General features: G+C 44.3%; 14 protein-coding genes. 1 reads left to right on the top strand and 13 read right to left on the bottom strand.

Annotated features, from left to right (window positions below; all coding sequences use genetic code 11):
- Positions 1-45: 45 nt before the first annotated feature.
- Both FQV28_RS19225 and FQV28_RS11005 read right to left on the bottom strand, forming a co-directional pair.
- Positions 46-189, bottom strand: coding sequence for a hypothetical protein (locus FQV28_RS19225; RefSeq protein ID WP_181313590.1), 144 nt, complete (start codon positions 187-189; stop codon positions 46-48).
- A gap of 25 nt (positions 190-214) precedes the next feature.
- Positions 215-625 carry a single-stranded DNA-binding protein gene (locus FQV28_RS11005; protein ID WP_146496462.1) on the bottom strand — a complete coding sequence of 137 codons (411 nt, stop codon included), beginning with the start codon at positions 623-625 and terminating at the stop codon, positions 215-217.
- A gap of 289 nt (positions 626-914) precedes the next feature.
- Here FQV28_RS11005 and FQV28_RS11000 point away from each other — a divergent pair, with 289 nt between their 5' ends.
- On the top strand, positions 915-1,358 hold the full coding sequence (locus FQV28_RS11000; RefSeq protein ID WP_146496460.1) for a YwpF family protein: 444 nt from the start codon (positions 915-917) through the stop codon (positions 1,356-1,358).
- 71 nt (positions 1,359-1,429) lie between these two features.
- Here the strand turns inward: FQV28_RS11000 and fabZ are convergent, their stop codons facing one another.
- From fabZ to atpF, 11 genes are all read right to left on the bottom strand, one after another.
- Positions 1,430-1,867 (bottom strand): 3-hydroxyacyl-ACP dehydratase FabZ, encoded by a 438-nt coding sequence (gene fabZ, locus FQV28_RS10995; RefSeq protein WP_146496458.1) that lies wholly within the window; start codon positions 1,865-1,867, stop codon positions 1,430-1,432.
- A 43-nt stretch (positions 1,868-1,910) separates the two neighbouring features.
- Positions 1,911-2,186, bottom strand: a complete 276-nt coding sequence (locus FQV28_RS10990; protein ID WP_146496456.1) for a DNA-directed RNA polymerase subunit beta — start codon at positions 2,184-2,186, stop codon at positions 1,911-1,913.
- A gap of 160 nt (positions 2,187-2,346) precedes the next feature.
- A complete protein-coding gene (gene mreB, locus FQV28_RS10985; RefSeq protein ID WP_146496454.1) occupies positions 2,347-3,351 on the bottom strand; it encodes a rod shape-determining protein in 1,005 nt (334 codons plus the stop codon).
- 237 nt (positions 3,352-3,588) lie between these two features.
- Complete coding sequence (murA, locus tag FQV28_RS10980) at positions 3,589-4,881, bottom strand: UDP-N-acetylglucosamine 1-carboxyvinyltransferase (protein ID WP_146496453.1); 1,293 nt, start codon at positions 4,879-4,881, stop codon at positions 3,589-3,591.
- A gap of 368 nt (positions 4,882-5,249) precedes the next feature.
- Positions 5,250-5,483: a DUF1146 family protein gene (locus tag FQV28_RS10975; RefSeq protein WP_146496451.1), complete on the bottom strand. Its 234-nt coding sequence runs from the start codon at positions 5,481-5,483 to the stop codon at positions 5,250-5,252.
- A gap of 111 nt (positions 5,484-5,594) precedes the next feature.
- Positions 5,595-5,999, bottom strand: coding sequence for a F0F1 ATP synthase subunit epsilon (locus FQV28_RS10970; RefSeq protein WP_146496449.1), 405 nt, complete (start codon positions 5,997-5,999; stop codon positions 5,595-5,597).
- A 24-nt stretch (positions 6,000-6,023) separates the two neighbouring features.
- The gene (atpD, locus tag FQV28_RS10965) at positions 6,024-7,439 is read right to left on the bottom strand and encodes a F0F1 ATP synthase subunit beta (protein ID WP_146496447.1); all 1,416 of its coding nucleotides are present in this window, start codon (positions 7,437-7,439) and stop codon (positions 6,024-6,026) included.
- Between the two features lie 453 nt (positions 7,440-7,892).
- Entirely contained in the window at positions 7,893-8,750 is an 858-nt protein-coding gene (atpG, locus tag FQV28_RS10960; protein WP_146496445.1) for an ATP synthase F1 subunit gamma, read from the bottom strand.
- 57 nt (positions 8,751-8,807) lie between these two features.
- Positions 8,808-10,307, bottom strand: a complete 1,500-nt coding sequence (atpA, locus tag FQV28_RS10955; protein ID WP_146496443.1) for a F0F1 ATP synthase subunit alpha — start codon at positions 10,305-10,307, stop codon at positions 8,808-8,810.
- Between the two features lie 28 nt (positions 10,308-10,335).
- Positions 10,336-10,866, bottom strand: coding sequence for a F0F1 ATP synthase subunit delta (locus FQV28_RS10950; protein WP_146496441.1), 531 nt, complete (start codon positions 10,864-10,866; stop codon positions 10,336-10,338).
- Positions 10,863-11,396 (bottom strand): F0F1 ATP synthase subunit B, encoded by a 534-nt coding sequence (atpF, locus tag FQV28_RS10945; protein WP_146496439.1) that lies wholly within the window; start codon positions 11,394-11,396, stop codon positions 10,863-10,865. Before atpF ends, FQV28_RS10950 begins: the two co-directional genes overlap by 4 nt.
- Positions 11,397-11,452 lie beyond the last annotated feature (56 nt).

The following is an 11,452-nucleotide window of genomic DNA, read 5'->3' as shown; positions in this document are numbered from 1 at the left end:
CAGGCCCCCACCTGGCCGAATCCCCTCTTTTAGACATGAAACCGGTCAGTCTTTTTCGGCAGAACGGAATATGGCTTTCAACTCGCTTAGCTCCCGCTCCGCCTCTGCCAATCGTCTATGAAGCAACGCAGTCAAACGGATCAACTGCTCCATATGGACTTCTAACTGCAATTGTACGTCTTTCGGCATGGCTAAGCGCCCCCTTTAATGTTTGTTATGCATTCACTTGTTCCGTCCCTGGCGGCTGGAAGTCAAAGTCTTCTTCAGACTCTGGCTCATGCTGCTTGTGGGCGGTTTCTTCATTTTCTTTTCTTTTGTCCAAGAAGCGGATTTGATCGCCTAACACTTCAGTGACGTAGACCCGGGTCCCATCGTCTTTGTCATAATGGCGCGATTGCAAACGGCCCGTCACCGCTACAAGCGAACCTTTACGGCAGTATTTCGAGACGTTGTGCGCCGGCCTGCCCCAGGTTGAACAAAGAACAAAATCGGTCTCTACATCCCCTTTCTGGTTTTTGTAATTCCGGGAAATCGCAACTATGAAGGAAGTATGTACACGGCCTTCGTTCATTACCCGCGTTACCGGATCTTTCGTCAAGCGTCCCACAATTCCGACTTGGTTCATCTTTTCACCTCCTCTCTTGTTTAAACATCATACTAAGAAGAGTAAATTTTGCGCAAAAACGAAAAAATGATTTATGGTGCGTTTTCGCATTTTAAAATTTGTTTTTACGAGAGGGATGAAAAATATATTGCAATTTTTTATTGATATGCCAAGGAAACGGGAAGCAATTGCCTGAAAGTAAAAAATGAAATTTTGCAGCTTTTCCATTTTATTTACGCAGTAAAACTCGTAGCCTGATAATTTTTTGGCTATGCTATACTTAAAAAAAGCAACGTTTGGAGGGATATACTTGAAGACATTTAAAATGCTGTCATTGGGAGTCGTCGAAGGTGAGAATGTGGTAGATTTTCCTCTCCACGACGGAATTATTATCAATCAAGAAAACAATGACCGTTCGTGGCTGCTCGAAATGCTTGTGGATTTGAAATACCGGGAAACGTTTGAAAAAATGAAGGAAGCCGGTAAAATGGTTGATGTTAAAGTGGTAATTTCCTATCCAGGCAACGAACCGGCCCCTTTCCAAGTGAGCATTTACAGCGTCAAAGTCATCGGTGAACACTTTTCTGTGTTGATGAAAGGCACTTTAAAACTCGGCCGCCGAAAATACGCTGAAACCCTATTATCCGAGCTTCTTGAAGATGGTTTGGAAGGCCAAGAACTGCTTGAGCGGTTTGAAAACGACATGCGGTCGCGCCCAGTCCTGCGAAAAGACGAAGCAAATTCCCAATCATGAAAAAACCAGCGTGGATGCCTTTAGAAATTGGCTCCCACATTGGTTTTTTCTTTTTTAACATTCTCTTATTCTTATTTTTCTACTACTGGCCCCAAAGCAAATAGGATATCGCATTCACAAGCAATTTCGCCGTCCACTGTTGCAATCGCATGCCCTTTGCCCATTGATCCGCGCAACTTTGTCAGTTCCACTTCCAAGCGCAATTGATCGCCTGGTACAACTTGGCGTTTGAACCGGCAATTATCGATGCCCGTGAAGAAGGCAAGACGCCCTTTATTCACTTCCAACTGCAAAACCGCCGCTGCTCCTACTTGGGCTAATGCTTCAACGATCAGCACGCCTGGCATAACCGGGTAACCCGGAAAATGGCCATTAAAAAATTCTTCGTTTACTGAGACATTCTTTAAACCGACCGCTTTTTTTCCGGCTTCAATCTCCAAAATCCGGTCTACCATCAAAAACGGTTGGCGGTGTGGCAAAATTGCTTGAATTTGTTCTACTGTCAACATATGTCCAGCTCCTTTTGAAATACAGTAAGTTTGCAGGCAGGCGTTATTTCTGGCCGCTCATGATATCGATAATATGCTGCCATGTACGCCATTTTAAGGCATCTGACGGCTCGCCGTCCCCTATTACCCCGTATCCGACCATTACGCCTAAAACCATCGCTACAGCGATGATGGCAAGGACCATTAGAATACGCAGCCAAATCGGGAACAAGCGGATTCGGACCCAAGAGCTGGAATCAGCTTTCGTGTCCGCTTGTTCAGTTTCTTTAACTTCTTTAACTTCTCTTCGCAGAGGTCTTTTATGCTTCCATTCAGCCATTCGCTTAGTCAACCTTTCTATTGATGGACGTCCTTTTTCTGTTTTTACAGGCAGGCCTTCATCGTCCAGAATATCCATACAGGCAGTGGCGCAACTTTTTTTGGCATTACCATTATATTGAAATAAAACTATATATCTTAAGCGCTCTTAAGCACTGCTTTCATCCAATGCTTTTTCTTCTGGCTCTTTTATCCATGCTGTCTAAAATGATGCCAGTCCCTAAAGCTACACAATCCATAGGATTATCCGAAATCGTAACCGGCACTTTCAACTCAGCCGCCAGCAACTGATCTATGCCGTGAAGCAGCGCACCGCCACCAGTCAAAATGATTCCTCTGTCGATAATATCAGCGGATAGCTCCGGTGGTGTATGTTCAAGTACATTTCTAGCAGCAGCGACAATATGGCTAACTGATTCTTTCATCGCTTGTTGGACTTCCGCTGATTGAATTGTAACGACTTTTGGAAGACCCGTCACCAAATCACGCCCGCGAATTTCCATCTCTTCTTTTCTGCCGTTCGGGGAAACTGTGCCAATCGCTATTTTCAACGCTTCTGCTGTCCGGTCCCCGATCAATAATTTGTGGTGCCGTTTAACATATTGAAGAATGTCATTGTTAAATACATCCCCAGCCACTCTAATCGATTCGCTTGTCACAATATCCCCCATGGATAACACCGCAATATCAGATGTGCCGCCGCCGATATCAACCACCATATTGCCAGTCGGTTGAAAAATGTCCATACCTGCACCAATTGCAGCTACTTTAGGCTCTTCTTCCAAAAACACTTTCTTCCCTCCTGATTTTTCAGCCGCTTCCCGGATCGCTTTTTGCTCCACACTGGTGATATTTGTCGGACAGCATATCAAGATGCGAGGTTTTGTCATAAAACCTTTCACTTTTAATCGATCTAAAAAATATTTAAGCATAATTTCCGTGACTTCAAAATCTGCAATGACGCCATCTTTCAAAGGACGGATCGCAACGATGTTTTCCGGTGTTCTGCCCATCATTTCTTTGGCTTCTTTTCCAACTGCTACAACCCGGTTTGTAGTGCGGTCTATGGCGACTACAGATGGCTCATTCAAAATAATCCCCTTGCCCTTGACATGGATAAGAACGTTGGCCGTCCCTAGATCAATTCCAATATCTTTCGAAAACATTTAAGCGTTTCCCCTTCCATCTTTGCCGCACCTTATATGTAAATAAAAAGACTCTCCTAAGTGAACATTTTAGCATAGACAAGATGGGAATTGCATTATTTTTTCGCGGCTGTTCAGGCTTTACACCCTCTGTTCAGTCGAGGAACGAAGAAGACTTTTTACCCGCTTCCCCACGAGAAATCAAAAAGCCTGCGGGCTAGACAGCTCGCAGGCTTAAATAAATAAAAAGTAAAAGTATTAGACCAGTTGTTCCACTTTTGCTTCTTCAGTTGTGACACGTTCGATATCAGCGCCTAAAGCAGCCAATTTTTTATGGAAGTTCACGTAACCGCGATCCAAATGGTAAAGGTTGTTTACTCGAGTGATGCCTTCAGCTGCAAGTCCTGCCAGGATAAGCGCTGCTGCTGCACGCAAGTCTGTTGCTGCAACTTCCGCCCCCTGCAACTTCGATGGACCTTCCATAATAACAGAACGGCCTTCAATTTTAACCGATGCATTCATGCGGCGGAACTCTTCCACGTGCATAAAACGATTTTCAAAAACTGTTTCTGTCAGAATGCCATTGCCTTGGGCTGTCAACATCAACGACATCATTTGCGATTGCATATCTGTCGGGAACCCTGGGTGCGGCATTGTCTTGATATCAATCGAACGGAGCGGACGTGAAGCACGGATGCGAAGACCCTCTTCCACTTCTTGAATGTCGACGCCCATTTCTCCAAGTTTTGAAATCAAAGCAGCCATATGTTCAGGCACCGCATTTTCGATAATAACATCGCCTTCAGTGATCGCTGCAGCTACCATGAAGGTACCAGCTTCTACACGGTCAGGAATGATATAGTGTTCTGCTCCATGAAGTTCTTTAACGCCTTCGATGCGCATTGTGTCTGTTCCAGCGCCGACTACGCGGCCGCCCATTTCATTGATGTAATTTGCCAAGTCAACAATTTCAGGTTCTTTCGCAGCGTTTTCGATAACCGTAACGCCTTCAGCCAAAGCTGCTGCCGCCATAATATTTTCTGTAGCTCCCACACTTGGGAAATCCAGATAAATTTTAGCGCCGCGCAAACGGCCGTTTGTTTTTGCTTCAACAAAACCATTGCCGAAGGAAATTTTAGCACCCATCGCCTCAAACCCTTTTAAATGCTGATCAATCGGACGTGAGCCAATTGCACATCCTCCTGGAAGAGCAACACGAGCGAATCCATTACGTGCAAGGACCGGCCCCATTACCAAAATTGAAGCACGCATCTTTCTAACATACTCAAATTGCGCTTCACTTGATAATGTCTGGGATGCGTCAATCACCATTTCATTTTTTTCCGGGAAATACTCGATTGACACGTTCAAACTTTTCAGCACTTCTTGGATGGTATAAACATCCGCTAAATTTGGTACTTCTTTAAGGATACTTTTTCCATTAGAAGCCAATAATGCGCCGGCAAGAATTGGTAGTACTGCGTTTTTAGCACCTTCCACCCGAACTTTCCCTTTTAATTTTTGACCGCCTTTTACAATAATCTGATCCACTGATATGCCCTCCATCTGTAAAGTAATATCTATATGTACATAACGTACGTTATAAAGTCCATTGTCATTTATTAGAAACAAAACCTTACTTATAGTACCTGTTTTCCAGCATATTCTCAAGTATCTTTACACCTATTTGTGGTATTTTTTTGAGATTGCTATAAGATTCGAAGCTCCTAACCTTTTTATGTCGGTCGTTTGTAAAACTTTATATGGTATATTACATTCTCATTACATACAACAATTCCCGTGAAACTAGGATATAAACCTAAATGGCATTAATTATTTCCCAGGAAATGCGAACTAGTTAGCCAAGTTGGCGTTTTGCCATAGGCACGAAGTTCGCGGCCATGGCAAAACAACAAGTTTCAAAATAAATACTGCAATTGCCGAGACCATAACGAAATGTTCAAGAAAAAAGTCGATACAGCCAGTCCGATTGCAATGCTTAGGAAAATATAGAGAATTTGCGCTTGCAATACGTGCTGCTTGCGGATCCACTTTTCAAACATGACGGCACGAAGCGCATAAAAGGCAACACCGGTAAAAAAGATATGGCTGAAAATTGAAATGAGCGCCTGTTGTCCAACGACGGTTTCCAATAGAATCCTCTCCTTTTAATTAGTAACAGGATAGTGAAAAGCAAAAAAGAAAAAGAAAAAGAAAAAGAAAAGGCGGACAGAAGTTGACTGCCTTCTGTCCGCCTGCTTCGTTTAAATGTTACCCTCATAAACGTTGATACGATTCATCGCACGTTTTAAAGCCAGTTCTGCACGTTTAAAGTCAACTTCATCTTTATTCGCCTGAAGTCTCGCTTCTGCACGTCTAGCAGCTTCTTGAGCACGGGCCAGATCAATATCTGTCGCACGCTCTGCAGACTGTGCTAGAATCGTCACTTTTTCAGGACGAATTTCAAGAAATCCGCCATTTACAGCAACCAATTCCGTTGAGTTGTCTTTCTTCAATCGGACTGCGCCGATTCCAAGAGGTGCAACTGTCGGGATGTGGCCAGGCAAAACGCCCATTTCACCGGTCGCTGTGACTCCAATCACCATAGAGACTTCTGAATCGTATACCGGGCCGTCGGGAGTGACAATATTGACTGCAATGGTCTTCATTTTTTTCCCTCCTGGTCCCTTATATTAGACTTCTACGCCCATGCTTTTCGCTTTTGCGATTACTTCTTCAATGCGTCCGACTAGACGGAATGCATCTTTAGGCAAGTGGTCGTATTTGCCATCAAGAATTTCTCTGAATCCTTTGATCGTTTCCTGAACTGGAACATAAGAACCTTTTTGGCCCGTGAACTGTTCAGCAACGTGGAAGTTCTGAGATAGGAAGTTTTGGACGCGGCGTGCACGGTTAACCGTAAGCTTGTCCTCATCACTCAACTCATCCATACCAAGGATTGCAATGATATCTTGAAGTTCTCTGTAACGCTGAAGCGTTTGCTGAACTTGACGGGAAATTGCATAGTGTTCTTCACCAACGATTTCAGGCGACAAAGCGCGTGAAGTCGAAGCCAAAGGATCCACCGCAGGGTAAATACCCATTTCAGAAAGTTTACGCTCAAGGTTCGTTGTAGCATCCAAGTGGGCGAAAGTTGTAGCAGGAGCCGGATCCGTATAGTCATCGGCTGGTACATAAATCGCTTGGATGGATGTAACTGAACCGGCGCTTGTAGTCGTGATACGTTCTTGCAATTGACCCATTTCTGTAGCAAGTGTCGGCTGGTAACCAACGGCAGATGGCATACGGCCTAAAAGCGCTGATACTTCAGATCCTGCTTGTGTGAAACGGAAGATGTTATCGATGAACAAAAGAACGTCTGCGCCTTGTTCGTCGCGGAAGTATTCAGCCATAGTCAAACCAGTCAAAGCAACACGCATACGTGCACCAGGCGGCTCGTTCATTTGGCCGAAGACCATTGATGTTTTCTTGATAACGCCAGAATCGCTCATCTCGTGGAACAAGTCGTTTCCTTCGCGTGTACGCTCTCCAACACCAGCGAATACAGACAAACCGCCGTGTTCTTGAGCAATGTTATTGATCAATTCTTGGATTAGAACGGTTTTACCAACTCCGGCACCACCGAAGAGACCGATTTTACCGCCTTTGATGTAAGGAGCTAGCAAATCGACAACTTTGATCCCTGTTTCAAGAATTTCAACTTGAGTAGAAAGGTTTTCGAAAGTAGGTGCTGCCCGGTGAATCGGGTTGCGGCGCTCTGAAGCTGGAATTTCTTCCCCTAAATCGATTACTTCGCCAAGTACGTTAAATACACGGCCTAATGTTACATCTCCAACTGGAACAGTGATTGCACTGCCCAAATCGGTTACTTCTGATCCGCGTTGTAATCCATCAGTGGAATCCATCGCAATTGTGCGTACTGCATCATCACCAAGGTGCAAAGCCACTTCAAGAGTTAAAGTAGTCGGCGTTTGTCCGGGACGATTAATAGTTACAGTTAGGGCGTTGTAGATTTCTGGAAGTTGACCTACGGAAAACTGTACGTCTACAACCGGACCCATAACTTGAAGAACGTGTCCTGTGTTCATGCTGTTCCCTCCTGTCTTACTTTTATCTTTCGATAGTTCTATTTACAGCAGCAGGACTCCCGCTTTATGAAGCGGGAGGTAGACTGGCTGCAAGTTTCTTTTTAACTACATATGTTGAAATAAAGAAATCGTCTTTTTGCAAATCGCTTCGGACGCTTTGGGCATAGCTCCCGCCAGAAGCCGGAAAAATCTTCCGTCTCCTGGCTTCGCGTAGCCCTTAGGCGCGCCGAAGCTAAGAAACTTCTTACTAGTAAAAGAACCGACCTGTATAATTGCTATTTTACAGCTAGCGGCCTAGAAGATATGGAGCAAAACAGCGGAGAAAGCAGGTGCTCCTGCAGCGCTGCGCGCTTCGTCGCAAAGCCATCGGCCGAATACTGTTCGGCCAATAGCTTCGAAGCTGTTTTGCGGAATATCAGCAACCCTTTACTAGCTACTTCAACTAATATAAATCTATTCCAGAGCCGCTGCTCCGCCGACGATTTCTGTGATTTCTTGAGTAATCGCAGCCTGGCGTGCACGGTTGTATACAAGTGTTAATCCATTGATCAAGTCGTTCGCATTGTCGGTTGCGCTCTTCATTGCTGTCATGGATGCAGCATGTTCGCTTGCTTTGCCATCAAGGACAGCACCAAAAATCAAGCTTTCTGCATATTGAGGAAGAAGAACTTCCAAAATCGCTTCTGCTGATGGATCGAACTCATACGAAGCAGTAGACGTTGACGGTTGGATATCCGTCAAAGGCAGAACTTTCTTTTCAGTAACGTCTTGTTGAATAGCAGAAACATAGTGATTGTAGTACATGTAGACTTCGTCATACGTACCATCAGAGAACATACCAACAGCTTTGTGCGTAATTTCTTTGATATCCGCAAACGTAGGATGATCCGGAAGAGCAATTTTGCTCTCTAAAATCGTCATTCCCTGCTTAGCAAAGAAATCCCGACCTTTACGGCCGATACTAAGGATTACAAACTCGTCATTGGATGTATGGCGCTGGCGGATTTTAGTCGTTACAGTACGCAGAATGTTACTGTTATATCCACCTACTAATCCACGATCCGACGTGATTACTAAGTATGCAGTTTTCTTCACCGGACGTGTAGTCATCATTGGATGACTCGTGTCATTTGACCCTGCAGCAATTGCAGATACTACGTCTTGAATTTTACCCATGTAAGGAACGAATGCTTTCGCATTTACTTCCGCACGGTTCAATTTCGATGCAGAAACCATTTGCATGGCTTTCGTAATCTGGCTTGTTTTCTTTGTAGACGTAATTCGGTTTTTTATATCGCGTAAAGATGCCACTGGTATTTCACCACCTTATTATTTTTTGTTCTTATCCGTAGGAAACTATTGGTCTGATTAAGCGAATGTGCGTTTGAATTCGTTGATTGCAGCAGCAAATGCTTCATCAGATGGCAATTTTTGCGTTGTGCGGATATGATCTAAAATTTCTGTGTGGTTCAAATCCAGCCAGCTAGTCAATCCAGCTTCAAAACGGCGAATGTCACCTACTGGAATATCGTCAAGGAAGCCTCGAGTCAATGCGTAGAAAATAACAACTTGTTTTTCAACTTTGATCGGATTGTTCAAATCTTGTTTCAATACTTCAACAGTACGTTTCCCGCGCTCAAGTTTCGCTGCAGTAGCCGGATCCAAATCAGAACCGAACTGAGAGAATGCCTCAAGTTCACGGTACGCTGCCAAGTCAAGGCGCAGCGTACCAGCAACTTTTTTCATTGCGTTGATTTGTGCTGATCCACCAACACGAGATACAGAAAGACCCGCGTTGATCGCTGGGCGTACACCCGCGAAGAATAAATCAGACTGAAGGAAGATCTGTCCATCAGTGATTGAAATTACGTTTGTCGGAATATAAGCTGAGATATCGCCTGCTTGTGTTTCAACGAATGGCAATGCTGTAATTGAACCTGCTCCAAGAGTTTCGTTCAATTTCGCAGCGCGTTCCAATAACCGGGAGTGCAAGTAGAAAACATCCCCTGGATATGCTTCACGGCCTGGAGGACGGCGAAGCAATAGAGACAATTCGCGGTAAGCTGAAGCTTGTTTAGTCAAGTCATCATATACGATCAATACGTGTTTGCCATCAAACATGAACTCTTCCGCCATTGTAATACCTGCGTAAGGAGCAAGGTACAATAATGGAGCTGGTTGAGATGCTGATGCAGTAACAACGATTGTGTAGTCAAGAGCGCCATTTTTGCGCAAAGTTTCAACTACGTTACGTACAGTTGATTCTTTTTGTCCAATTGCTACGTAGATACAAATCATGTTTTGGTCAGCTTGGTTCAAGATCGTGTCGATCGCTACAGAAGTTTTACCTGTCTGGCGGTCACCGATGATCAATTCGCGCTGTCCGCGGCCGATTGGAACCAATGCGTCAATCGCTTTGATACCAGTCTGAAGCGGTTCGTGAACCGATTTACGGGCCATAACGCCTTGAGCTGGGCTTTCGATTGGACGAGTTTTTGTTGTGTTGATTGGGCCAAGGCCGTCAACTGGCTGGCCGATCGGGTTTACAACACGGCCGATTAGTTCTGGTCCTACTGGCACTTCCATGATACGTCCAGTACGGCGCACTTCGTCGCCTTCTTTGATATCAGTGTAAGGCCCAAGGATGATGATACCAACATTATTGGCTTCTAAGTTTTGTGCAATACCGACTACGCCATTCGGGAACTCGACAAGTTCTCCGGACATAACGTTATCAATACCGTAAACGCGAGCGATACCATCACCAACTGTGATTACTGTACCGACTTCGTCGACTTTAATCTCAGATTGATAATTTTCAATCTGCTGCTTAATTAAACCGCTGATTTCTTCAGCTCTGATACTCATGTATGTCACCCTCTCAAAATTTCTGATATTAACCGATCAATCGACGTTGTAGTCGCTCAAGTTTCGAGCTGATGCTGCTGTCATAAATCTGGTTTCCGATTTGAATGCGCATTCCACCAATAAGAGACGGGTCAATGATATTTTCAATTCGCAATGCTTGTTTTCCAACTTTCTTTGCAAAAACGGAAGAGACAGAAATGCTTTCTTCTTCTGACAAAGGGCGGACGGAATAAACTTTTGCATCTGCAATTCCTTGTTCTTCGTTAGCTAAGCGGACATAACCATCCACTAATCCGACGATTTCATCTAAACGCTTACGTTCTGCCATCAAAAGCAGCGTGTTTACTACAAACACATTTGCTTGTCCGAACAATCGAGTAATGATATCTCTTTTGTTTTCAGACGTCAGATTGGGAGAATCGATCAATTCTTGGAGTTCTGGATTTTCAACGAAAGATTTTTTAATTTCGCGTAAATCTTCTTCAACTAAAGCCATTACTTCATGTTGTTTTGCTGTTTGGAACAAAGCAAGTGCGTAACGTTCTGAGACTTGGCTCATCGTACGTCGCCTGCCTTCGCAATCGTTTCGTTTATCAACTGACGGTTGTCTTCTTCAGAAATTTCTTTTCCAAGAACTCGAGATGCAGCAAGCATAGACAATGCAACAACTTCTTCACGAACTGCAGAAAGAGCTTGTTCTCTTTCGTTCGCAATTTCCTGAACAGCAGATTCTTTAATGCGGCCAGCTTCTGCACGAGCACTTGCAATGATATCCTCACGAGAAACTTCGCCTTGTTTCTTAGCGTTTTCAACGATTTGTTGAGCTTGTGTACGCGCTTCTTTCAACAAGTTGCGCTGCTCTTCAAGCAATTTCTGTGATTCTTGACGGCTTTTTTCAGCCGTTTCAATTTCCCCAGCAATCAAGTCTTCGCGTTCCTGCATTATTCCCATCAACGGGCCCCAAGCGAATTTCTTCAGCAATAACATCAAGGCGATGAAGACGACAAGCGTTGCAAGGATGTCTCCAGTGTTCAAAAACTCAGCAGCATGCGACTCCGCAGCACCAAGTGCAAGATGATCAAAAAACACGATTGTTTCACTCCCTTCAAGAGCCTAAATTCCAGTCTTCTATAGTAAGATCTAAT

It is taken from the genome of Planomicrobium sp. CPCC 101079 (genome assembly GCF_007859275.1).
Taxonomy (GTDB): Bacteria; Bacillota; Bacilli; order Bacillales_A; family Planococcaceae; genus Planococcus.
This window is presented reverse-complemented; position numbering and strand designations above follow the sequence as displayed.